The sequence below is a fragment of the Kineosporia rhizophila genome, assembly GCF_021277265.1.
GTDB lineage: Bacteria > Actinomycetota > Actinomycetes > Actinomycetales > Kineosporiaceae > Kineosporia > Kineosporia rhizophila.
Genome location: NZ_JAJSOH010000025.1, coordinates 1 through 24,305 on the forward strand (window position 1 = coordinate 1; position 24,305 = coordinate 24,305).

Genomic DNA, 24,305 nt, shown 5'->3' on the forward strand with positions numbered 1-24,305 from the left:
CAGGCGAAACCGCACTGATGCTGGGGAAGGCCGCGTAGCGGAAGCTTCCCGTGTCCGAACCGCCCACCGTCGTTACCCGCACGACGGCAGTGCCCGCTGAACCGGGCGGCGTGACAGCCGTGATGGTCGAGTCGTTGTTCACGGTGAACGACGCGGCTGGTGTGCCGTCGAACGTCACGGCTGAGGCACCGGTCAGGCCCGAGCCGGAGATGGTGACCGAGGTGCCGCCCGCGACGGGTCCCGCACTGGGTGCGACGGCGCTGATCGTGGGGGCGTTCGTGTAGGTGAAGCTCATTGGCGACGATGCGCCGTAGGCGGTGGTGACCACGATGTTCACAGCACCGGCCGTGCCTCGGGAAGGCGACTCGGCCTCCAGGCGGGTGGGGCTCACATAGGTCACCGAGGTTGCCGAGGCTCCGCCGAAGGTCACCGTTGAGGCCGGGGTGAAGTCAGTGCCGGTGATGGTGACGATGGTTCCGCCGCCCAATGGCCCGGCGTCGGGCGTGGCGGTGGTGACCGTGGGCGCGTCGGCGTAGCGGAACTGGACGGGCGCCGAAGTGCCGCCCGGGGTGGTCACCTCGATGGCTGCGTCGCCTTGCGCACCGGCGGGCGTGGTCAGCGTGATCGTGGAGTCGTTGTCGATGGTGAAGGGCACCGAGTTCCCGCGCATGGTGACCGTGCTTGCTCCAGTGAAGCCGGAACCCGATACGGTAAGCGAGGTTCCGCCGATGGTGGGGCCGAAGGTCGGAGACAGCGAACTCACCGCCGGCACGGGCGCGTACCGGTATCGGTCAGCAGGCGAGGTGGCGGAGGTGCCGCCGGGTCCAGTCACGCGCACGTCGACCGTGCCGGTGCCAACGGGAACCGTTGCCGTGATGCGCGTGCTGCTGTCCACGGTGAAGGTGGCCGCCGTTGCTCCGAAACGCACTACGGTGGCGCCGTTGAAGTCGGAGCCGGTGATCGTGACCGTGTTTCCCCCGGCCTCTGGCCCGGAATCGGGTTGAACCTGGCTCACCGTGGGCGCGTCGCGGTAGGTGAAGATCGCCGAGTCGCTTCCGCCTGGCGTGGTCACCCGCACCAGCACCGAACCCGACGATCCGGCCGCGGCGGGGCTGGTGGCCTTCAGTTCGGTGGGGCTGACGTAGTTCACGGCGGTGGCCGGGTCACCGCCGAAGGTCACCGACGAACCGGGGGTGAAGCCGGTGCCGGTGATGGTCACGACGGTTCCGCCGCCCACGGGGCCGGAGTTGGGCTGGACCTGGCCGACGGTGGGGGCGGGCAGGTAGGAGAACTGGTCGGCGCCGGAAGTGGCCGAGGTGCCGCCCGGGGTGGTGACCGTGATGTCGACTGTGCCGGCGGCGCGGGCGGGGGCGGTCGCAGTGATCGAGGTGTCGCTGTTGACGGTGAAGGTGGTGGCTGGGGTCGGGCCGAAGGAAACGGCCGAGGCGTCGGTGAAGCCGGTGCCGGTCAGGGTGACGACGGTGCCGCCGGCCAGCGGACCAGCGGTGGGCTGGACGGCCGTAACGGTCGGAGCGGCTACGTAACGGAAGGCCCCGGAGGCGGAGCCGTAGGGGGTGGTGATGGTGGTGGTCACCAGGCCCGGCGTCACTCGGGCGGGCGTCACCGCGATCAGCCTGGTCGAGTTCACGAACTGCACGGAGGCGGCAGCTGTGCCGCCGAAGGTTACGGTCGATCCGGAGGTGAAGCCGGTGCCGTCGATGGTCACCGAGGTCCCGCCGCCCAGTGGCCCGCGGTCGGGGGTAAGCCCACTCACCGAGGGTGCGTTGGCGTAGGTGAACTGCCGGGGTGCGGTGGTCCCGCCCGGAGTGGTGACGACGATGGGCACGTCACCGGATCCCCCCGGGGTGGTCAGGGTGATGGCCGAATCGTTGACCACCGAGAACGCGACTGGCGCGCCGGCCAGGGTGACCGAAGTAGCACCGGTGAAACCCGATCCCGAGAGCGTGACTACCGTGCCGCCGGCAGTTGGCCCGAATGCCGGGGAAACGCTGGCCAGCACGGGCACGGGGGCGTAGGTGAACTCACCGGCCGGCACGACCGGTGAAGTGCCGCCGGGACCGGTCACCGTCACATCAACCGTGCCGGTACCGGCCGGTGAGGTGGCCGTGATCAGGCCGTCGGTGCTCACTGTGAAGAGCGTGGCCGGCACCGATCCGAACCGGACGGCCGTGGCCCCGTCGAACCCGCTGCCCGTGATGGTCACCGTGGTCGCGCCGCTCTCCGGCCCAACTGCAGGACTCACCGAGGTGAGGGAAGGGGCTGCACGGTAACGGTATCCGTTGTTCAGCGTGTCCTGGCCGTACTGCGTGGCCACCTCCACGTCGACCGGCCCGGCCGCACCGGCCGGCACCACGGCGGTGAGCTGCGTGGCCGACCCGAACTGCACCGAGGACGCAGGCACCGCCCCGAAGGACACGGCCGAGTTCACGGTGAAGCCGGTGCCGCTGATCGTCACCGTGTTTCCCCCAGCCAGTGGCCCGGCGGCAGGCGAGACGCTGGCGACCGTGGGAGCTGCGGCATATGTGAAACGGCTGGCCGCCGAGGTGGCCGACGTGGCGAACTGACCGGTCACGGTCACGTCCACCGTACCGACAGCTCCGGCCGGGCTCACCGCCGTGATCTGGGAGCCGCCGTTTACCGTGAAGGAAGCCGCCGGGGTGGCGCCGAACTTCACGGCCGTGGCCGCGCTGAAGCCGGAACCGCTGATCACGACCACCGTGCCGCCAGGCACCGGCCCCGACGTCGGAGCCAGCCCGGTCACCACCGGATCGGCCACGTAAGTGAAGGTCTGGCCCGGGGCGGAGGTGCCCCCCAAGGCGGTTGTCACTCGTACGTCCACCCCGCCCGCGGCATGGGCAGGGGCCACAGCGGTGATCTCGGTGGGGCTGACAACCGTGAAACCAGCCGCCGTGCCGCCAAAGGTGACCCCGTTGACTCCATAGAACTGCGTACCGGTAATGGTCACCGACGTGCCCCCGGCCACGGGTCCAGTGGCTGGGCTGAGCGAGGTGACCGTCGGCGTGCCCACGTACCGGAAAAGGTCCGTCGCCGTACCCCCGACAGTGGTCACCGTGACGTTCACCAGGCCGCTACCGGCCGGGGCGGTGGCCGTGATCCGAGTGTCCGAGTCGACCACGAACGAGGCCGCGCTGCCGTCGAACCGAACGGAACTGGCCGTGGTCAGACCGGTTCCGTTGATGATTACGCTCGTTCCGCCCGCTTCAGGTCCGGAGGTCGGCGTGATCGAGGTGACTGTGGGCGCAGGGATGAAGGTGAAGATGCTCGACGGGGTGACCGCCGACGTCCCACCGTCTGCCGTGGTCACTGTTACTCCGGCCGTCCCGGCTGCCTTGGCCGGGGTGACGGCGGTGATCTGGGTGTCGCTGTTCACCGTGTACGAGGCCGCGTTGGTCCCGCCGAACTGCACCGCGGCCGCACCGGACGCGGTGGCGAAGCCGGTACCGGTCAGCACCACCGAGGTTCCGCCGACGGTGGGCCCGTTCGCCGGTGACAGACCGGAAATCGTTGGGGTGCCGACATATCGATAGCTGATCGGCGTCGATACCCCACCCGGGGCCGTGACCACCACGTCCACCACACCGGCAGCATGAGCCGGCGCGGCCGCGATGATCTGATTGTCACTGTTGACCGCGATGACGCCGATGGCCGGCGTTCCGTCGAACGTCACCGAGGTGGCACCGCTGAAATTGGCGCCGGTGATGGTGACCAGCGTTCCCCCGGCGATCGGGCCGTGCGTCGGCGTGAGAGCGGTGACCGAGGGAACGGCCTGATAGGTGTACCGGTCCCCCACCACTACCGCCGACGTCCCCCCGACCGTCGTCACCCGGACATCCACCGTGCCCGCCGCCCCTGACGGAGCGACAGCGGTGATCTGAGTAGGCGAATCGACGGTGAACGACGTCGCCGTACTACCCCCGAAGGCAACCGCTGAGGCTCCGGTGAAGCCGGTACCAGTGATGACCACCGTGTTCCCGCCGGCCAGCGGGCCTGCTTGGGGAGCGACGCCCTGGACGACTGGCACCGCGACATAGGTGAACCGGTCACCCGGAACCACCGCCGACGTCCCACCGACGGTCGTTACCCGAACATCCACTGTGCCTGCGGTCCCGGCGGGGGCCAAGGCGGTGATTTGCGTTCCGGAATTGACCGTGAAGGAACTGGCCGCACTCCCCCCGAAAGAAACCGCAGTGGCCGCGCTGAACCCGGTACCGGTGATCGTCACCGACGTGCCCCCGCCGACCGGTCCGGAAGTCGGCGAAACCGAGGTCACTGCGGGCGCCGCCACGTAGGTGAAGGCGTTGTTCAGACTGCCGGTGCCGCCGACCGAGGTGACGGAGACGTTCACCGCTCCGGCAGCATGTGCCGGCGTGAAAGCCGTTATCTGGGTGTCCGAACTGACGGTCAGGCTGGTTGCCGCAACGCCGTCGAAGGCAACACTGGTCGCACCACTGAAGCCGGTGCCGGTGATGGTCACCGCAGTACCGCCGGCTAACGGCCCGGAGGCTGGTGCGACGGAGGAGACGACGGGCGCCGCGACATACGTGTATGGCGGCGGATTCGGGCCGCCGGTGGTCCCGTACGAAGTTGTCACCGACACGGTCACTGCCCCGGCTGAGCCCGCCGGCGCGGTAGCTGTGATCTGCGTGTCGGAATTCACCGTGAAAGTCGCCGTTGCGGAGCCAAATTTCACGTCTGAGGCAGTGCTCAAGCCGGTACCGGTCAGGATCACCGCATTACCCCCGCCCAGCGGACCGCTGCTGGGTGAGACCGCCGTAAGCGTGGGCAGTCCCTGGTAGGTATAGACATCGGCTGGGGTCTGGGCGCTGGTGCCGTAAGGCGTGGTCACCTGGACGTGCACCGGGCCGGTGGCGTGCGGCGGCACTCCGCGTACCTGGATCTGAGTCGACGTCACGCTGAGGATCTGCAGGGTGGGGTAGTTGTCGAAGGTGACCTGGGTAGCGCCGGTGAAGTCGGTACCGGTGATGGTGACGGTCTGGTTCACTCCGCCGGAGATCGGCCCGCTGCTCGGCGTGATTCCGGTGACCGCAGGCGGCGACACGTAGGTGAAGCGGTCCGCCGCTGTTACAGCCGAAACCCCGCCTGGAGCGGTTACCCTCACATCCACGGTTCCCGCGGACTGCATGGGGGCCAACGCGGTGATCTGCGTGTCCGAGCTGACCGTGATCACGCCCGAAGCAGCCACCCCGCCGAACGAGACGGCGGTTGCGCCGGTGAAGCCGGTGCCGGTGATGGTGACCGCGGTTCCACCGGCGATCGGGCCGGCGGTCGGCGAGATCGCGGTGACGGTGGGAGCACCGACGTAGGCGTACTGGTCGGCGCTGCTGACGGCTGACGTGCCGCCGGTGGTGGTGACGGTGACATCGATCGTGCCGAGGCTTCCGGCCGGCGCCACCGCAGTGATCTGGGTAGCGCTGTTCACTGTGAACGACGAGGCGTTCGTTGCGCCGAACTTCACCGCCGACGCGCCGGTCAGGCCGGTCCCGGTGATCACCACCGAGTTCCCGCCGCCCAGGGGCCCACGGGCCGGTGAGACCGCCGAGACCGTGGGCGGTCCGACGTAAGTGAACTGATCAACTGAGGACGTCGGTGAGGTACCTCCCGGTGTGGTCACGGTGACGTCGACAACGCCCACGCTGCCGGAGGGGGCAGTCGCCGTGATCTGGGTGGAGGAGTTCACGGTGAAACTGACTGCCGTGTTCGCCCCGAACTTCACGCCGGTGGCCCCGGCCAGCGCCGTGCCGGTAATGACCACAACCGTGCCCGCCGTCGTGGGGCCGGAGGATGGCGAGACGGCGCTCACTGCAGGCGTGGCGTAGTAGGTGAACCGGTCGGCGCTGGAGGTGGCCGACGTGCCTCCCGGAGCCGTGACCACCACGTCCACCGTGCCTGCACCCTGGGCCGGAGCGGTGACCACCAATTGAGTGTCACTGCTGACGGTTACGGCAGAGGCCGGCACTCCCCCGAAGGTGACGACCGAAGCGTCCGTGAAGTTCGTGCCTGTCACGGTCACACTCGTGCCCCCGGCGATCGGGCCGCCCGACGGGGACACGTTGGAGACGGTTGGCGCGGCGACGTAGGTGAAGCGGTCGGCGCTGGTGGTCGCCGAGGTTCCGCCCGGCGTGGTGACCGTGATGTCGACTGTGCCGGCAGATCCGGCCGGGGCCACGGCCGTGATCTGGGTAGCGCTGTTCACCGTGAACGACGTTGCGTTCGTTGCGTCGAACTTCACCGCCGTCGCGGTCGAGAACCCGGTCCCGGTGATGACCACCGAGGTTCCCCCGGCCAGCGGGCCGCGCTTAGGGGCCACGTTAGTTACGGCGGGAGTCGCCACGTACGTGTACCGATCCGCGGCAGACGTTGCCGAAGTACCGCCGGGTGAGGTCACGGTGACGTCGACCGTGCCGGCCGCACCAGCGGGAGCTACCGCAGTGATCTGGGTGGCGGAGTTGCGGACGAAACTCACGGCCGGATCAGCCCCGAACTTCACCTCGGTCGCGCTGCCGAAATTGGTGCCCGTGATGACCACCGAGGTGCCAGCAGCGGTCGGCCCGGCGCTGGGCGCAACCGCCGTGACGGTCGGAGCCGGCGTGTAGGTGTACTGATCCGCAGCCGTAATCGCCGACGTGCCGCCGACCGCCACCACCGTGATGTCGACCGTGCCCGCCGTACCGGCCGGGGCGACTGCAGTGATCTGGGTGTCGCTGTTCACCGTGTAGCTGACCGCATTGGCGGCGCCGAACTTCACCGCGCTCACCCCACTGGGCCCGATGAAGTTGGTCCCGGTGATGGTCACGGAATTTCCGGACGTCAGGGGCCCGGCACTGGGCGCGACCGCAGTCACCGTGGGTGGGGCGAAGTAGGTGTACTCGTCCGCGGTCACCGCGTTCGACGTGCCGCCCACCGTGGTCACGGTGATGTCGACCGTGACGTTGGTGTTGAGCGGCGTGCGGGCCGGGGCTACCGCAGTGACCGAGGTGTTGCTGTTCACCGTGAGGCTGGTTGCGGCATTCGCCCCGAACTTCACTGCTGTCGCAGTGGCCAGGTTCGTTCCGGTGATGACGACAGACGTCCCCCCGGAAGTCGGCCCTCGCGTTGGCGTTACGGACGTTATGACCGGTTTGGGGATGTAGTTGAAGTCGTCGGCGGCGTTGTCGGCATTGGTGCCGGCCACGTTGGTGATCCGGAGGTCGGCCTTGCCGGTGCCGGCCGGCGCCACTGCCGTCAGGGAGGTCAGGCTGGTCACGGTGAAACTCGTGGCGTTCACCGATCCGAACTTCACACCGGTGACGGCCAGGAAGTTGGTGCCGGTGACGGTGACCGAGGTGGCGCCGGTCTCAGGACCCTGGTTGGGGCTGACCGCACTGACCGTGGGGGTGATCGGGGCGGTGGACCCGCACTCGACGTGGGCCAGTTCGACATTGCCGTTGATCACCCCGGCCGTGGTCTTGCTGACGATGTGGGCAGCCGTGACCGAGATGTAGTACTGGCCCCCGCTGTTGGTGATCGTCTGCTCGTTGTAGGTGATGTAGCCGACGTTCTGACCGAACAGGTTGGTCAGCTGAACCGTGGTGTTGGGCGGGATGTCCCCGGTGGGAACGTTGTTCAGCGGAATGGTCAGGAGAGTCAGCCCTCCGGCCCGCGCCTTGCCGGTCACTCCGGTCGGGCCGGCGGTGCACTCCGCCGTAGCCGTGGCCAAGGAAAGAATCGCCCCCAGGCCGTACCCGTCGGCCTTTGCTGTGGCGGCCGCCGTATCGGCCAGCGGATCGGCGTTGGCCGTGCTGGTCATCGTGCCGCCGGAAGCACTGGCGCTGGTCGAACCGGGATAGGTGGACGCGGCCACCGTGGTGTTGCCGTTGGTGATGTCCCGACTGGCGTAGGCACTGGCGGCCACCGTGCCCGCGAACGCCTGGCCGGGCTGCGCCGTCACCGGCACCAGGATCCAGGCCAGCAGCACCACGATCAGGAGCCTGGCCACCGAGATGCGAGAGATCGCCATCCCGCACCCCCACCCGCACAGACCCCGGCCGCGCACCGGCCGGACCGGGAGCCCTCCCCGGTCCAGTCACTTTCGGTCGCCTGGCCAAGGTTCTGCACGGGTTGAGCGGTGCCATCGGGATCTCACCCACCGGGCCGGAAGGCACTCACCCTGGGTGATGCACGGGCGCCAGCGCGAACACCGGCGTCGGAATGCCCTCCAACCGCGCCTTCAGCTGAAGTGCCAGGTAGAGGCCGTAGTGCCGGGACTGGTGCAGATTGCCGCCGTGGAACCAGAGGTTGGGCTGCTGGGTGGGTTTCCACATGTTCCGCTGCTCCCCCTCCCACGGGCCCGGGTCCTTCGTGGTGTCCGAGCCCAGCCCCCAGACCTTGCCCACCCGGTCGGCCGTCTCCTGGTCCACCACGTCCGCCACCCAGCCGTTCATCGACCCGTAGCCGGTGGCGTAGACCACCAGGTCGGCCGGCAGTTCGGTGCCGTCGGCCAGCACCACCGCGTGCTCGGTCAGGTGGTCGGCCTGGCCCTGGACCAGCTTGATCTCACCGTCGGCGACCAGCTCGGAGGCGCCCACGTCGATGTAGTAGCCGGACCCGCGGCGCAGGTACTTCATGAACAGCCCGGAACCGTCGTCACCCCAGTCGTGCCGGAATCCGGCCTTCTCCAGTCGTTCGTAGAACTCCCGGTCCTCCTCGGCGATCCGTTCGTAGATCGGGATCTGGTACTGCGACATGATCCGGTAGGGCAGTGAGGCGAAGGTCAGGTCGGCCTTCTCGGTGGTGATCCCCCGGGCCACGGCCTTTTCCGAGTAGAGAGAGCCGAGGGCGAACTCCATCAGCGAGGCCGACTTCACCACGTGGGTGGAGGAGCGCTGCACCATCGTCACATCGGCGTCGTTCTCCCACAGCGCGCCGCAGATGTCGTGCGCGGAATTGTTCGATCCGATCACCACGACCTTCTTGCCCCGGTAGGCGTCCGGCCCGGGGTGCTGACTGGAGTGGTGCTGCTCACCGGCGAACAGCTCAGCCCCCGGAAGCTTCGGCACGTTGGGCTTTCCGGACATGCCGGTGGCGAAAACCAGCTGCGTGGGACGCAGCTCGACGCTTTCACCGTCCCGGTCCACGGTGACGCTCCAGGTGCTGGATTCCTCGTCGAAGCTCGCCGAAGTGACGGCTGAGCGCGACCAGTACGGCACCTCCATCACCCGGGTGTACATCTCCAGCCAGTCGGCGATCTTGTCCTTCGGCGCGAACACCGGCCAGTTCTTCGGGAACGGCAGGTAGGGCAGGTGGTCGTACCAGACCGGGTCGTGCAGACAGAGGCTGCGGTAGCGGTTGCGCCACTGGTCGCCCGGCCGGTCGTGCCGGTCGATCACCAGCGCCGGCACGTCGAGCTGGCGCAGCCGGGCGCCCAGGGCGATGCCCGCCTGCCCGCCGCCGATCACCACCACGTAGGGCTGCCGCTCCCGCCCCAGCTCGGCCGCCTCGGCCTCGCGCCTCTCCCGCCAGGTGCGCCGCCCCTTGGCCAGCTCGTGCTCCACGCCCTGGTCGCGACGGGCGCCCTGCCGTTCCTCGAAGCCCTTGAGTTCGTACAGCGTGGTCAGGAGAGTGAAGGCACCCTCCTCGACGAGCCGCAGGTGCCCCTTGCCCCGGCCGACCGCGGTCTCGAACTCGATCCAGGCCTCGGTCGTCCCGTCCGCCTCGGTGGGCGGTTCCGACGTACGGAAGCCGCAGGCTCGCGTCGTCGTCAAACAGGACTCCAGAAGCCCGCGTACCCCCTCAGGCCCCTCGACGGTAGTGATGTTCCAGGTGAACGCGACCAGGTCGCGCCAGAAGCCGCCGGGCGCGAAGAGCGCCGCGGCGGCTTCCGGATCATCTGCGTCGAGAGCGGTTTCGAAGGATCGGAGCCACTCGTCGATGCGCTGCTGGGCGGTGGTCATGGGCGCTCCTTCGGGCCGGGAACTCAAGCACAGCACCCGGAACGCCCCGGCACACCTACCCGATCGGCGAGGGTCAGGGCACCCAGGGCGCCTCCACGGCCCAGGTGGTGTCGGCGGCGTAGGAGGTGTCGTTGTCCCAGGCGTTGTTGCCGCCCGGAGTGGCCAGCCAGAGCTCGGCGTCGTAGTGGCGCAGGTACTGGCCGGGGAAGTTCCAGGCCGTGAACTTCACACCGCCCTCGCCCTCCTCGGCGCACCAGGTGGCGTCGGCGGCGAACAACGGGGTGCCGTCGTTCGCGTTCTGCTTGACCCGGTAGGCCTGGTGCCGCAGATACGTGCCCGGGTAGTTGACCGCCTCGAAGGAGTAGCAGGAGGCGTCGGCCAGGCCGGGCACGATGTTCCAGGTGGCGTCGTTCTTCAGCAGATCGTCGCTGGCCTCGGTGACCACTTCGGTGTACCCCAGAGCCTGCTGGTGCCGCACGTAGCGGTTCTCGAAGCCCTCGGTGACCACCCGCAGCGAATGCCGGCCCTTGGCCACCGCGGGCGCCGGGTTCGAGGTGGGTGCGGCGATCAACTGCTCGTTGGCCTCCTTCAGCCGGGCCACGTCCACCTTGACCACCTGCCGGTCGTAGGTGGCCAGGCCGTTCACCTCGTTCTCCACGTCGGTGGTCTCGGTGTAGACCGACCCGGACAGGCCGGCCGCCACGCCGGAGGTGCGCATCTGCGTCCAGAGCCCGATCAGCCGCCGGTTCAGGCGCTCGGCCGTTCCCTGGTCCTCGTAGCTGAAACCGCCGCCGGGGAACCACTCGTGACCGGGCACCTTCAGCCCCAGACCGCCGAACTCGCCCACCACCGCGGCGCGTTCAGCTGAAGGCCGGGCCACGCCCGGACCGGTGTAGTTGTGGAAGTCGATGATGTCCCCGTTACCGCCGTCCACCGCCCCGCAGCAGTTGATGCCGCTCATGTTGTTCACCAGCCGGGTCGGGTCGTACGCCTTGACCAGGTCGGCCACCCGGGCCTGCTCGTACTGGCCCCAGCCCTCGTTCTGGGCCACCCACATCACCACCGAGGGTGAGCTGCGGTGCTGGTCGATCATCGCCCGGAACTCCTTCTCCCACTGCGCCTTCGCCGGCGCATCGGGCTTGAGGTCGGGGCGCATCGAGGGCATGTCCTGCCAGACCAGCAGGCCGAGCTTGTCGGCGTGGTAGAACCAGCGCTGTGGCTCCACCTTGATGTGCTTGCGCACCATGTTGAAGCCGGTGTCCTTGAGCAGCTGCAGGTCGTACTTCAGGGCCTCGTCGGTGGGCGCGGTGTAGATCCCGTCGGGCCAGTAGCCCTGGTCGAGAGTGCCCGACTGGAAGAGGAACTCGCCGTTCAGCACGATCCGCTGCTTGCCGTCCACCGCCTTCACCGCGATCGAGCGCATCCCGGCGTACGAGCTGATCGTGTCCACAGTCTTCTGACCGGTGCGCAACTCGACCTTCACGTCGTACAGAAAGGGGTCGTCGGGCGTCCACAACCGGGGTTTCGGGATCTTCAGCGAAACCTGCTGCCCGGCGGCACCACTCGCGCTGACCACTTTCTGACCGCCACTGGAGACGGTGACCACGGAAGTCGCGTTCTTCGTGCTGGCGACCTTCACCTTCAGGGTCGACGACTTCAGGTCGGGCACCAGGTCGAGCTTGGTGGCGTGGGTGGCGTTCACCGGCTCGAGCCAGACGGTCTGCCAGATGCCCGAGGCCGAGGTGTAGAAGATGCCGCCGCCGGTCTGCGGCTCCACCGGCTGGGGCTCCTGCTTGCCCACCGCCTGGGTGCCCGCCTGGCCCGGGTCCCAGACCCCGACCACCAGCGTGTTCTGGCCGGTTTCGAGCAGATCGGTGATGTCGTGCGAGAACGCGTCGTAGCCACCGTCGTGGGTGGCCCCGGCCTTGCGGCCGTTCACCCAGACGTCGGTGCGGTAGTCGACCGCGTCGAAATTCAGCTTCACCCGGTCTTTCCAGCCCGCCGGAACGGTGAAAGTACGGCGGTACCAGAGGCGGTCGCCACCGTCTACCGCGCGCATGATGCCGGAGAGCGCGGACTCGGCCACGAACGGCACCCGGATCTTCTCCGAGTAGGTGCTCGGCGGTGTGACCTGGCTGCTCGGCGTGACCTCGAAATCCCAGATGCCGTTGAGGTTCTGCCACTGCGAACGCGCCAACTGAGGACGAGGGTACTCGGGCAACGGGGGATCGGAGACCTGGTCGGTCCACGGGGTGGTCAACGGGGGTGCCTTGGGCTGCCAGTCGGCCGTCACCTCGGCCCGGGCCGGTGAGGCGACCAGAAGGCTCGCGGCCACCGCCGCGAGAACGGTGCCCACGACCGTCTTCAATCGGGTGTCGGCCCTTCGGACCGCGAACCACGCCTGGAACAGGGCAGGCGAGTGCTGGGGCATGGAGGCTCCCTTCGGTGGGGCCGCCAGCTCATCAGCAAAACGGACAAAAGGCACCTGCCCGATCGGCGAGGTGCCTTTTGCCGTGCGTTACGTCCGGGCTGCTCAGCGGTCCCGGGAGGCGCCGCGGGAGGGCAGCATGGTGCGGATCACCGGCTCCTTGAAGCCGCGCTCGGCGAAGGTGGCCAGCACGGCCTCGCTCAGCACGGCCACCTTGTCCTGGCTGACCAGGGCGATCGACGAGCCGCCGAAGCCACCGCCGGTCATCCGGGCGCCGATCGCGCCGTTCTCCAGCGAGATCTCCACCGCCACGTCGATCTCGGTGCAGGTGATCTCGAAGTCGTCGCGCATCGAGGCGTGCGAGGCGGTCATCAGCCGGCCGAACTCGGCCCAGTCGTCGCGGCTCATCGCCTGGCCGGCGGCCACCACCCGGTCGTTCTCGGTGACGATGTGCCGGGCCCGCTTGAGCAGCAGCGGGTCGGTCAGCCGGTCCAGGTCGGCGACCGTGGCCAGGCGCAGCGAGTCGACCCCGAGCGCGGCGGCGGCCGCCTCGCAGGAGGCGCGGCGCTCGCCGTACTCGCCGCCGGCGTGGCTGTGGGTGACCCGGGTGTCGATGACCACCAGGGCCAGACCGGCGCCGTCGAGGTCGAACGGCACCTGCTGGGTGCTGAGGTTGAGCACGTCGAACAGCAGGGCGTGGCCCTCGGTGCAGAGGATCGAGGCGGCCTGGTCCATCAGACCGGTCTTGGCCCCGACGTACTCGTTCTCGGCGAACTGGGCCAGCTGGGCCACGGCCAGGCCGCGCGGCGGCTCGGGCAGTTCGGCCAGCTCGATCAGGGCGACCGCCACGGCGCACTCCAGGGCCGCGCTCGAGGAGAGCCCGGCACCCAGCGGCACCCGGCCGTCGAGGTACAGGTCGGCCCCGGGCACCGTGAAGCCCTTCTGCTGCAGGGCCCAGGCGACCCCGGCGACGTAGGCGCCCCAGCCCTCGACCGAGCCCGGCTCGAGCTTGTCCAGGTCGATCTCGGCCTTCTCGGTCTGCTGGGCCGAGGCGATCCGCAACACCCGGCCGTCGTTGCGGGAGGCCGCCACCGTGACCCGGTCGGGGATCGCCAGCGGCATGACGAAGCCGTTGTTGTAGTCGGTGTGCTCGCCGATCAGGTTGACCCGGCCCGGGGAGGACCAGACGCCGGTGGGGGCGGCCCCGTACAGGCCGGCGAAGGCGGAGACGACGGACTCGGCCGGCTCAGCGGCGTTGGACTGGCTGTTCACGGGAGGGCCTTCGGCGACGGGTGCACGGATCTTCGGGCACGGCGAGCGGTTCGGGTCTACATGGTGACCCACCGGAGCGGGTCGCACCAGATTATGACTGCTCCTTTCGGGTCGCTTGTGATCGGGTAGACGCCCTTTCTGACCATTTCTGATCACGACGTCCTATGCTGGGTGGGTGTTCGCCGACGAGCGTCGCCAGAGGATCCTCGAGCTGGTCCGGGCCAACGGGGCGGTGTCCCTGCGCGAGCTGGCCCGGGTGGTCGACAGCTCCGAGGTCACCGTGCGCCGCGACCTGCGCCTGCTGGAGTCGCAGGGCCTGCTCGACCGCCGGCACGGCGGGGCGGTCTCCACCGGGGGGCTCAGTCACGAGCCGACCTACTCGGAGAAGTCCGGGGTGGCCGCGCGGGAGAAGACCGCGATCGGCGCCCTGGCGGCCGGGCTGGTGGAGGAGGGCGACGCGATCTGCGTCGGGGCCGGCACCACCACCCAGGCCTTCGCCCGCCACCTGCTGAGCTTCCGCGAGCTCACCGTGGTGACCAACTCCGTCCTGGTCGCGCAGGAGCTGGCCCGGTCCCGCACGATCGAGGTGGTGATGACCGGCGGCACGCTGCGCGGGTCGATCTACGCCCTGGTCGGGTCGGTGGCCGAGCAGGCGCTGAGCGGGATGCGGGTGCGGCGTACCTTCATGTCCGGCAACGGCCTGACCCTGGAGCGCGGGCTGTCCACCCCGAACCTGGTGGTGGCCGGCGTGGACCGGGCGCTGGCGGCGGCCGCGGAGGAGATCGTGGTGCTGGCCGACCACACCAAGATCGGGCTGGAGACGATGGCCCAGACCGTGCCCGCCGAGCAGATCGGCCGGCTGGTCACCAGTGACCGCAGCTCCGCCCCGGCGATCGGGCAGTTCCGGGCGGTGGGGGTGGAGGTGCTGGTGGCCGAGTGCACCGACGAGGACGACTGATCGGCTCCTTGTCAGTTTCCGATCGACCGTGCCAGATTATGACCAAGTCTTGACAGACCAGAGCGAGGTTCTCGTGGCAATGATCCGCGACGTTACGACCATGGACGACGGAAGGCGGATCACGTACTACTACAGTGCGCCGGTCTCCGCCTCCACCCCTGAGGTTCCGGAAGAGGACGAGGCGAAGCAGCAGTGAGCGAACGGCGTTTCGACCCCACCACCGGCGAGTGGATCACCTTCGCCACCCACCGGCAGAACCGCACCTTCCTGCCGCCGGCCGACGCGTGCCCGCTGTGCCCGGACCCGAACAACGACTGGGACGGCGAGATCCGGCGCACCGACGTCCAGATCGCGGTGTTCGACAACCGGTTCCCGGCCCTCAGCCCCACCCCGCCGGCGCCGGACGTGGAGAGCGACGAGCTGTACCTGGTCGAGCCGGCCAGTGGCCGCTGCGAGGTCATCTCCTACTCCGCCGACCACAACGCCACCCTGGCCAAGCTCGGCCCGGAGCGGATCGCCCTGCTGGTGAACGCCTGGGCCGACCGCTACCAGGTGCTCGGCTCGGAAGGGCACGCCTACGTGCTGCCCTTCGAGAACCGCGGTGAGGCGATCGGCGTCACCCTGCACCACCCGCACGGCCAGATCTACGCGTACGACGACATCCCGGCCCGCCCGCTGCGCGAGCTGCGCACGGCCGCCGAGTACCGCACCCGCACCGGCCGCTGCGTGAACTGCGACGTGGTCGCCGCCGAGCTCGAGGACGGCCGCCGGGTGGTCGCCGAGAGCGAGCACTTCGTGGCCCACGTGCCGTTCTGGGCCCGTTACCCGTACGAGGTGCGGATCGCCCCCAAGGCGCACACCCCCTCGCTGGTCGCGGTGGCCGACGAGGCCCGCGACGACCTGGCCCACCTGCTGCACCGGGTGTTCACCGGCCTGGACGACCTGTTCGGCTTCCCGCTGCCCTACGTGCTGGGCATCTTCTCCTCGCCGCTGAACGGCGAGGCGTCGGTGGCCGGCTGGGACGGCAGCTGGGACGACATCAGCCACCTGCACCTGCTGATCTCGCCGCCCAACCGCAGCGCGACCAAGCTCAAGTACATCGCCGGCACCGAGCAGATGGGTGGGGCCTACTCCACCGACATCGCGCCCGAGGTGGCCGCGGCCACCCTGCGGGAGAAGATCCCGCAGGCCTGAGTCCCCGGCCGGTCAGCGGCCCCGGGCCAGCACCACCGAGCCGATGCTGACCAACAGAAGTCCCATCCCACCGAGGGCGGCCTGGCCGCCCTCGGTGGTCTCGTTTGCGCCCAGGAAGGCGGCCGAGACCGCCAGGGCCAGGAACACCGCCAGCCCCACCCGGCGCCGAATCACCCGACCATCCGACGAATCTCGCGTCGCACTGCCGTGCATACTGCTTCCCCCGATCGCAGTAAGTTGCTGAATGTGACGGAAGCTACACCCACAGCGCAATCTCCGCCACGACCCGTCCGGGAAAACGCAGTTATCGGGACAGATGTGGCACGATCCGTGTCGTTCCAGCCACACCCTTCCGGTTTTCACTTGTTGCGACGAATGGGAACGACACGCATGGCGGACACGGGGGCACCCGGCACGATCAGATCCCTCTCGCCGGAGGCACCGGCCGTCCCGGTGAGCCGGCCCGCGAACGGCTTCGAGGCCGAGCGCACGATCCGGATGATGGGGGCGCGGGTCCGGCTGCTGCGCAAGCAGCAGAACCTGACCCTGAAGTCGCTGGCCGACCGCACCGGGGTCAGCGTCTCGATGCTCAGCATGGTCGAGCGCGGCCTGGCCAGCGCCTCGGTGGGCACCCTGGTGTCGGTCTCGGCCGCGCTCGGGGTGCACATGTCCGACCTGTTCGGCCCGGGCGAGGAGACCGACCGCTCCCCCGTGACCCGGGTCGACGAGCAGGTGACGGCCACCACCGGGGCGGGCGGGCTGCAGCGCATCGCCTACCGCGACCCGCGGGCGGGCGTGGAGATGGCCGTGCACCAGTACGTCCCGGGCGGGGCCAGCGGGATCAGCGCCGAGCACTCCGAGGGGCGGGAGGTGGGCGTGCTGATCTCCGGCGAGCTCACCGTGGAACTGGACGGCGACGTGCACGTGCTGAGGCCCGGGGACGCGATCGCCTATCTCTCCTCCCGCCCGCACCGCATCGTCAACCGCGGGGCGGAACCGGCTCAGGCGCTCTGGCTCTCGATCGAGGCCTGAGCGCCGGTCTCAGCGCGGCAGGGTGAGGATCTCGGCCCCGTCGTCGGTGATCGCGATGGTGTGCTCGGTGTGCGCGGTGCGGCAGCCGGTGGCGCTGCGCAGCGTCCAGCCGTCTGCGTCGGTGACCAGCTTGGCCGTGTCCTGCATGATCCACGGCTCCAGGGCCAGCAGCAGGCCCGGGCGCACCTTGTAGCCCCGGCCCGGCTTGCCGGTGTTGGCCACGTGCGGGTCCTGGTGCATGGTCGAGCCGATGCCGTGCCCGCCGAACTCGACGTTGATCGGGTAGCCGGCCGCGCTGAGCACCGTGCCGATGGCGTGCGAGATGTCGCCGATCCGGGCCCCCGGCCCGGCCACCGCGATGCCCGCCGCCAGCGCCCGCTCGGTGGTCTCGATCAGCGCCACGCTCTCGGCCGGGCGCGACTCGCCGACGATGAAGCTGATCGCCGCGTCGGCGGCCAGCCCGCGCACCTTCACGGCCAGGTCGAGGGTGAGCAGGTCACCGTCGGCCAGCATGTAGTCGTGCGGCTTGCCGTGCAGCACCGCGTCGTTGACGGCGGTGCAGATGTAGTGGCCGAACGGCCCCCGCCCGAAGGAGGGTTCGTAGTCGACGTAGCAGGACTCCGCCCCGGCGTCGAGAATCATCTTCTCGGTCCACCGGTTGATCTCCAGCAGGTTCGTGCCCACGGTGGTGCGGCTCTTCATCGTCTGCAGAATCTCGGCGACCAGGGCCCCGGCCTCTCGGGCGCGGGGCAGCTGGCTGGGGCTCAGGATCTCGATCATGGGACGCCTTATCTCAGTCAACCAATAACTATCCCGGCCATACTATCCCGGTATTAGAATCGCAGTCATGGTCAGGACGCCGCTCACGCCCGCCGAGATCGAACGCGGACAGCGCCTCGGCGCCCTGCTGCGCCAGGCCCGGGGTGAGCGCTCGATGCTGCAGACCGCCCTGGAGGCCCGGGTCTCACCGGAGACCCTGCGCAAGATCGAGTCCGGCCGGGTGGCCACTCCCGCCTTCCCCACCATCGCCGCCATCGCCGACGTGCTGGGCATCTCGCTCGACGTGCTGTGGGCCGAGATCAACGGCCCGGCTCGTGAGCGGCTGGCTTCGTAGCCGAGATTATTCGTTGACCGCGCGGGGAAGCTCGGTCTCTTCGAGTTCCAGGATGCGCTCGATGTCGGCGGCCCGCCGGGGCATCGAGCCACGAGACACCTGACGCTCCGACGGCTGCGGCTTCTCGGCAGGGGGCTCGAGCGGCGGGGGCGGCGGACGGTGCACGGCGGGCTTGAGCGTGTAGGTAGGCGGGGGCACCGGAATCGGGTCCCAGGTGTCGGCGCTGACCGCCGCGGCCCGGCGAGCCACCCGCTCCGGCGGCGGTGCGGCCGCCTCAGCCTCCACCCGGGCCCGGGTACGCGCTTCGGCCGTACGGCGGCGCTTCTCGGCGTGCTCACGCGCCATCTCCGCGGCGTAGAGGTGCGCCGCCAGCATGGTCAGGGTCTCGCGGCTACGTACGGCTGCGGTGCGCGAGGCCACCGCGTGGGCGGCCAGGAGCAGCGTGGCCGCCAGGGGGACGAACACCGGGATGGAGCCGGCCACGGAGAACACCCAGGCCGCGATGGTCGCGATGAGCAGGACGGCCATGCTCCGGGCCCGGCGACGGGCAGCCACCCGGGCGTTGAGCCGCGCGGAGTCCAGGTCTGCGTGCGTGGTGGTGTATTCGGTGAGGGGGGCTTCCTCGTGCGCCTCGGGCTCCGGGGCTGCGACCTCGGGCGCTCGCCCACCGGGGCGCCCGATCAGCTCCTGGAACGACTCCTGAGCGGCCTCCGCGCTGGCTGAGATGGGCGCCGAGGTGGTTACGGGGACGGTGGTCGAGGCCGCAGGGGGCTGGATTTCGGCGTCGGTTGGGTTTGTGGGGCCTGGGCTTTGAGGCTTACGGACGGGGCGCGAGCCCGGCACATAGTCCGAGGACGTTTGCGTCGGGCCAGTTCGGTGAGTGGGCCGACGGCCGGTGGTGGGCTGCGGGGCCTCGGCGAACGACAGGTCCTCGGACCGAGCGGTGGGGGTGGTCTGCTCGGGGCGGCGGGGGGTGCGTCGGGGCTGGGCTGTCTTGGACTGGGGTTGGTGGGCGTGAGCCTCGTCGGCCTGGGGCTCGTGCGGCTGGGCTGGGTGGGTGTGGGCCTGGTCAGCCTGAGCTGCTTGAGGTCGGGTCTGGCGGGACGGGGCCTCGTTGGGCTGGGCCGCGTTGGGCTGAGCTGCGGCGAACTGGCCGCCGGTGCTGCTCTGGCCCGCGTTGCTCGGGCCGGTGTTGGCCTGGCCCGCCATGACCCGGCCGGTGCTGGCCTCACCGACAGCGGTCCCGGGGGTGGGGGGTGCGGTCAGGCCGAAGCCCGCAAGGAGGCCGGCCTCGAGTTCGGCCATGTCCTCGTCTGCAGAACCCTTTTCCCCGATGCCCGCGCCTGCCGGCTGTGCTGAAGGGGCCTGCACCGACGGCATGGCTTCGGCCTGGGCCACTGGGGCGGGCGATGGAGCAGTGAGACCGAACCCGGCCAGGAGGCCGGCCTCCAGTTCGGCCATGGAGTCTTCGGAGGGAGAGCTCGGAGGCGCTGCGATCGTGGGGGCCGCGGCTGACGTGGGGGTGGCAGGGGTAGCAGGCGCTGAGGCGATGGGGGCAGGGACAGCGGAGTCAGGGGTGGCCGGCGTATCGGAGACTGCCTCGTCGGACTGAATTGCGGTGTCACTCCGACGCTCGGCTCCGCCCCGACGCTCAGCCTCGGCGCGGCGTCCCGCCCCACCCCGGCGCTCAGCCTCACCTCTGCGCTCGGCCTCGTCGCGACGCCCCGCCTCTGCCCGACGCTCGGCCTCGTCCTGACGCCCAGCCTCTGCCCGACGATCAGCCTTGCCCCGACGCCCAGCCTCCGCCCGACGCTCGGCTTCAGCTCGACGCTCGGCCTTCCCTCGGCGGTCAGCCTCGTCCCGGTGCCCGGCTTCGGCGCCGGCCTCGGTCGGATGTCCGGCCCCACTTCGACGGTCGGCCCCGTCCCGACGCCCAACCTCAGCCCGACGGTCGGCCGGAGACCCACGCCTGGCTTCGACCTGGTGCCCGGCTTCTGCCTCGACGGCAGGGGCGTTCTCCGCCTCGGCCGGGTCGGCGGGGGTCGTTGACGCTTCGTGGTCCTGGTCGGTGGAGCCGGCGGGGTCTGGGGTGGCCGGGCCGGGGGTGCCCAGCAGGGTCTCTCCGGGGCGGGCGCTCTGCGGGAGGCTCATCGAGGAGCCTGCGAGCCGCTCGGCCAGGAGGCGGTCGGCCGGGATGTAGAGGAGTTCGCCGTCTGTGTCGACGATCACTCGGGGCGACGTGAGCAGGGGGTCACCGGAGCGGCCGGAGCGGGTGGTGCGCTCGCGGCGCTTGAGCACGCGCAGGCCCCCGGAGAAGCGGTCTCCGGCCCGCGACTGTGACATTTCGTCACGTCGTCTCACCCACTGTGGCACCAGATAGGCAGCCCACACCACGACTATGGCGAGGAGGATCAGGCTGCTGGGCTGCACGCACAAACGGTACGGGGCGGCACCCGAATGATCACGTAATGGCTGCGGTGTGTCGTCACCCTCAGGTAGAGCCTAAGGGTTACGTCTGTTCCGACCAGTGGGTGTGCTGCTCGTGCTCGCGGGCGGCCAGGACGCGCTGCGAACGGCGCCAGCGGGTGAGCATCCCGCCGGGCACGTCTTCCGGGGTCACGGCGAAGGTTGCGTGGTCGCGCCAGGCGCCGTCGATGTGCAGGTAGCGGCGGCGGATGCCCTCGGGGCGGAAGCCCAGCTTCTCCACCACCCGCAGGCTGGCCATGTTCTCCGGGCGGATGTTGACCTCGAGCCGGTGCATACCCAGGCCGAAGAAGCAGTGGTCGACCATCATCGCCACGGCGGTGGGGGTGATGCCCTGCCCCGCGACCGCCCGGTCTACCCAGTAGCCGATCTGGCCGGAGCGCAGCGAGCCCCAGACGATGCCGCTGACGCTGACCTGGCCGACCAGGCGGTCGTGCATCTGCACGGCGAGCGGGATCATCCTCCCCGCCCGGGCCTCGCGGTCGAAGCTGCGCACCATCGCCCCGAAGGTGAGCGGACGGCCCCCGCCCTCGGGGTGCGTGGCCTCCCAGGGGGCGAGCCACTCGGCGTTGGCGGAGCGCACCGCGTTCCACGACTTGGCGTCGCGGCGGCGCAGTGGACGCAGGGTGATGAGGCCGTCGGACAGTTCGATCGGCCAGCCGACGCCCGCTCCGAGTTCGTTCATCGGTGATCGCCGCCGTGGATCTGGTCGACGGCGTGCACCAGGACTCCTTCGAGCACGGCCAGGCCGTCGCGGCAGCCGCCGCTGGAGCCCGGGAGGTTGACGATCAGGGTCTGCCCGGCGACGCCGGCCAGCCCTCGGGAAAGTACCGCACTAGGGACGCCTTTGGCAGCGCCGTGAGTACGGATCGCCTCGGCCAGACCGGGCACCTCGAGATCCAACAGAGGACGGGTGTGCTCGGGGGTGCGGTCGGTGGGGGTAAGGCCGGTGCCCCCGGTGGTGAGAACCACGTCGTACCCCGCCCGGACGGCACTGCGCAGAGCGTCACCGACCGGTTCGCCGTCCGGCACGACCTGGGGGCCGTCGACCGCGAAGCCCAGTTCACGCAGGCCTTCGGCGAGGATCGGGCCGCTCTTGTCGGGGTACACGCCGGCGGCCGCGCGGTTGGACGCGGTGACCACGAGCGCGCGGCGCGACTCAGTCACTGTCCATCACGCTGCCAGTCTCCGGAACGTCCACCACTCTTGGCCACCACCCGGATCCGGCCGATCTCGGCCAGCTTGTCCACCGCCTTGATCATATCGACCAGCGCCAGGCCGGCCACCGCGACGCAGGTCAGGGCCTCCATCTCGATCCCGGTGCGGTCGGCGGTGCGGACCGTGGCGGTGATCTCGACCCCCGCGTCCTGCACGTCCAGGTCGACCTCGACCCCGTGCACGGCGATCGGGTGGGCCAGCGGGATCAGGTCGGGGGTGCGCTTGGCCGCCTGGATGCCGGCGATCCGGGCCACGGCGAGGGCGTCGCCCTTGGGCACGCCCTCACCGCGCAGCAACTCGATCACGGCCGGTGAGCAGGTGACGACCCCCTTGGCCGTGGCCTCGCGGGCGGTGACCGGCTTGGCCGAGACGTCGACCATGCGGGCCGCGCCCGAGGCGTCGACGTGGGTGAGTCGCTGGGACTGGTGTTGCTGGTTCACCGGCACATCATGAGCCAGATTCCAGCACGATGTAGGGCAGTTGGTCACCCTCGCCCACCACGGTGACCTCTTCCGGCACCACGACCAGGCAGTTCGCCCCGGCCAGGTCGGCCACCAGGTGGGAACCCTGGCCACCGACCGGCCGCACCGTCGGCCCGGCCGCGGTCACCGTGAGCAGGCAGCGGGCGAACTGACGGCGCCCGGCCGGCGAGCGCCAGCCCTCCACCACGGTGGCGGTGCGGCGGGCCGGCTCGGCGTCGGGCAGACCGGCCAGCCGGCGCAGGGCCGGCACGATGAAGATCTGGAACGACAGCAGCGAGCTGACCGGGTTGCCGGGCAGGGTGAACAGCGGCGTGCGGTCCGGCCCGATCGTGCCGAAGCCCTGCGGCTTGCCCGGCTGCATGGCCACCGGCACGAACTCCACGGTGCCCAGTTCCTTCAGCACGGCCTTGACCGTGTCGTAGGCCCCGGCGCTGACCCCACCGGTGGTGATGATCAGGTCGGCCTCGGTGGCGGCCTGTTCCAACGCCGCAGCGACGTGTTCCGGGGTGTCGGCCATGATTCCGCCGTGCCGGGCCCGGGCACCAGCCTGGATGGCCGCAGCGACCAGGCCGTAGCCGTTGGAGTCGTGGATCTGTCCGGGCTGCAGCGGCTTTCCGGGCGGAACGAGTTCACTGCCGGAGGGCAGCACCAGAACCCGGGGACGCGGGTGGACTTTCAGCTGCTCGGCGCCGACCGAGGCCGCCAGCGAGATGTGGCGGGCCGTCAGCGCGGTGCCGGCGGTGAGCACGGTCTGCCCCTGCCGCACGTCTTCACCGGAGCGGCGGATGAACTGCCCCGGACTCGAAGCCCGATCGATACGAACGGTTTCCGTGCCCCCGTCGGTGGCCTCGACCTGCACCACCGAGTCGGCCCCGGCGGGCAGCGGGGCACCCGTCATGATCCGCATCGTGGCGCCGGGCGGGAGCTCGAGCGCATCTCCGCGACCGGCCGGGATGTCACCCAGCACCGGCAGGGTGACCGGAGCCCCGGCCACCTCCGCCGCCCGCACCGCGTACCCGTCCATCGAGGAGTTGTCGAAGCGGGGCATGTCGATGCCCGAGACCACGTCCTCGGCCAGCACGCAGCCCACCGCCTCCAGCAGTGGAAGTTCCACTGCCGGAAGCGGTGCGAGGTCGCTCAGGCAGGCGGCGAGATGCTCGTCGACCGACCGCATCACTCTGCGGGGAGTTCGGCGACGAACTCCCGCAGGAACGAACGCAGGTCGGGGCCCAGGTCCTCGCGCTCGGTGGCCAGCCGGACCACGGCCTTGAGGTAGTCGAGCCGGTCGCCGGTGTCGTAACGCCGGCCCTTGAAGATGACGCCGTAGACGCCGCCACCGTCCTGCGCCGGGTCCTGCGCCAGGACCTGCAGGGCGTCGGTCAGCTGGATCTCGTTGCCGCGACCGGGCTTGGTCTCCTTCAGCACGTCGAACACCCGCGGGTGCAGCACGTACCGGCCGATCACGGCCAGGTTGGAGGGCGCGTCCTTCGGGTCGGGCTTCTCGACCATGCCGGTGACCCGGACCACGTCGCCCACCGCGGTGGTCTCCACCGCGGCGCAGCCGTACAGGTGCACCTGGGCCGGGTCGACCTCCATCAGCGCCACCACGCTGCCGCGGGTCTGCCGCTGCACGCCGATCATCCGGGTGAGCAGCTCGTCGCGCTCGTCGATCAGGTCGTCACCGAGCAGCACGGCGAACGGGTCGTCGCCGACGTGGTGGTCGGCGCAGAGCACGGCGTGGCCCAGGCCCCGCGGGTCGCCCTGCCGGGTGTAGTGGATGTCGGCCAGGTAGGCGGACTCGCGGACCTGCTCCAGCCGGTCCTTGTCGCCCTTGGCCTCGAGGGCCGCCTCCAGCTCCCAGGCCCGGTCGAAGTGGTCCTCCAGCGACCGCTTGCCCCGCCCGGTGATCATCAGCACGTCGGACAGGCCGGCCCGGACGGCCTCCTCCACCACGTACTGGATGGCCGGCCGGTCCACGACCGGCAGCATCTCCTTCGGGGTGGCCTTGGTGGCCGGCAGGAAGCGCGTGCCCAGGCCGGCGGCGGGGATCACGGCCTTGACCACGGCGGGCCCGGGGGCGCCGTCGCCCAGGGGTTCGAGGTCAGCGGAAATGCTCGGTTCCGTCATGGGC

The 24,305-nt window shown here is 70.1% G+C and carries 15 protein-coding genes and 1 pseudogene; 4 read left to right on the plus strand and 12 right to left on the minus strand.

Translation table 11 applies throughout. The features are described from left to right. The 4 genes from LWF15_RS27255 to galK form a co-directional block, all read right to left on the minus strand. Positions 1-8,059, minus strand: an 8,059-nt coding sequence (locus LWF15_RS27255; protein ID WP_232813803.1) for an IPT/TIG domain-containing protein, incomplete at its 3' end; no start/stop codon positions are given. Positions 8,060-8,204: 145 nt separating this feature from the next. After that, complete coding sequence (locus LWF15_RS27260; RefSeq protein WP_232813804.1) at positions 8,205-9,992, minus strand: flavin-containing monooxygenase; 1,788 nt, start codon at positions 9,990-9,992, stop codon at positions 8,205-8,207. A 73-nt stretch (positions 9,993-10,065) separates the two neighbouring features. Further along, positions 10,066-12,423, minus strand: coding sequence for an AbfB domain-containing protein (locus LWF15_RS27265; protein ID WP_232813805.1), 2,358 nt, complete (start codon positions 12,421-12,423; stop codon positions 10,066-10,068). 102 nt (positions 12,424-12,525) lie between these two features. Continuing rightward, on the minus strand, positions 12,526-13,692 hold the full coding sequence (galK, locus tag LWF15_RS27270; protein WP_232813806.1) for a galactokinase: 1,167 nt from the start codon (positions 13,690-13,692) through the stop codon (positions 12,526-12,528). A gap of 175 nt (positions 13,693-13,867) precedes the next feature. On the opposite strand from galK, the pseudogene LWF15_RS27275 reads away from it, so the two are divergent. Together LWF15_RS27275 and galT are read left to right on the plus strand one after the other, a co-directional pair. Further along, positions 13,868-14,626 (plus strand): annotated as a pseudogene (locus LWF15_RS27275) (DeoR/GlpR family DNA-binding transcription regulator); the annotation flags it as partial. Positions 14,627-14,842: 216 nt separating this feature from the next. Continuing rightward, entirely contained in the window at positions 14,843-15,844 is a 1,002-nt protein-coding gene (gene galT / locus LWF15_RS27280; protein ID WP_232813808.1) for a galactose-1-phosphate uridylyltransferase, read from the plus strand. A gap of 12 nt (positions 15,845-15,856) precedes the next feature. On the opposite strand, the gene LWF15_RS27285 is transcribed toward galT, so the two are convergent. Beyond that, positions 15,857-16,018 (minus strand): hypothetical protein, encoded by a 162-nt coding sequence (locus LWF15_RS27285; protein WP_232813809.1) that lies wholly within the window; start codon positions 16,016-16,018, stop codon positions 15,857-15,859. A 216-nt stretch (positions 16,019-16,234) separates the two neighbouring features. Between LWF15_RS27285 and LWF15_RS27290 the strand changes: the two genes are divergently transcribed. After that, positions 16,235-16,876, plus strand: a complete 642-nt coding sequence (locus LWF15_RS27290; protein WP_232813810.1) for a helix-turn-helix domain-containing protein — start codon at positions 16,235-16,237, stop codon at positions 16,874-16,876. Between the two features lie 9 nt (positions 16,877-16,885). Here LWF15_RS27290 and map read toward each other — a convergent pair whose 3' ends face one another. Beyond that, the gene (map, locus tag LWF15_RS27295) at positions 16,886-17,656 is read right to left on the minus strand and encodes a type I methionyl aminopeptidase (protein ID WP_232813811.1); all 771 of its coding nucleotides are present in this window, start codon (positions 17,654-17,656) and stop codon (positions 16,886-16,888) included. A gap of 67 nt (positions 17,657-17,723) precedes the next feature. Here map and LWF15_RS27300 point away from each other — a divergent pair, with 67 nt between their 5' ends. Next, positions 17,724-17,990 carry a helix-turn-helix domain-containing protein gene (locus tag LWF15_RS27300; protein ID WP_232813812.1) on the plus strand — a complete coding sequence of 89 codons (267 nt, stop codon included), beginning with the start codon at positions 17,724-17,726 and terminating at the stop codon, positions 17,988-17,990. A gap of 6 nt (positions 17,991-17,996) precedes the next feature. Here LWF15_RS27300 and LWF15_RS27305 read toward each other — a convergent pair whose 3' ends face one another. The 6 genes from LWF15_RS27305 to galU form a co-directional block, all read right to left on the minus strand. Further along, complete coding sequence (locus LWF15_RS27305) at positions 17,997-20,333, minus strand: hypothetical protein (protein ID WP_232813813.1); 2,337 nt, start codon at positions 20,331-20,333, stop codon at positions 17,997-17,999. Between the two features lie 166 nt (positions 20,334-20,499). After that, positions 20,500-21,159: a GNAT family N-acetyltransferase gene (locus LWF15_RS27310; protein WP_232813814.1), complete on the minus strand. Its 660-nt coding sequence runs from the start codon at positions 21,157-21,159 to the stop codon at positions 20,500-20,502. Continuing rightward, the gene (locus LWF15_RS27315) at positions 21,156-21,641 is read right to left on the minus strand and encodes a MogA/MoaB family molybdenum cofactor biosynthesis protein (RefSeq protein ID WP_232813815.1); all 486 of its coding nucleotides are present in this window, start codon (positions 21,639-21,641) and stop codon (positions 21,156-21,158) included. The genes LWF15_RS27310 and LWF15_RS27315 overlap by 4 nt, the downstream gene beginning before the upstream one ends. Beyond that, complete coding sequence (gene moaC, locus LWF15_RS27320; protein WP_232813892.1) at positions 21,638-22,072, minus strand: cyclic pyranopterin monophosphate synthase MoaC; 435 nt, start codon at positions 22,070-22,072, stop codon at positions 21,638-21,640. The genes LWF15_RS27315 and moaC overlap by 4 nt, the downstream gene beginning before the upstream one ends. A 67-nt stretch (positions 22,073-22,139) precedes the next feature. Next, positions 22,140-23,348, minus strand: coding sequence for a molybdotransferase-like divisome protein Glp (glp, locus tag LWF15_RS27325; RefSeq protein ID WP_269810918.1), 1,209 nt, complete (start codon positions 23,346-23,348; stop codon positions 22,140-22,142). After that, positions 23,348-24,301, minus strand: a complete 954-nt coding sequence (galU, locus tag LWF15_RS27330) for a UTP--glucose-1-phosphate uridylyltransferase GalU (RefSeq protein WP_232813817.1) — start codon at positions 24,299-24,301, stop codon at positions 23,348-23,350. Before galU ends, glp begins: the two co-directional genes overlap by 1 nt. Positions 24,302-24,305 lie beyond the last annotated feature (4 nt).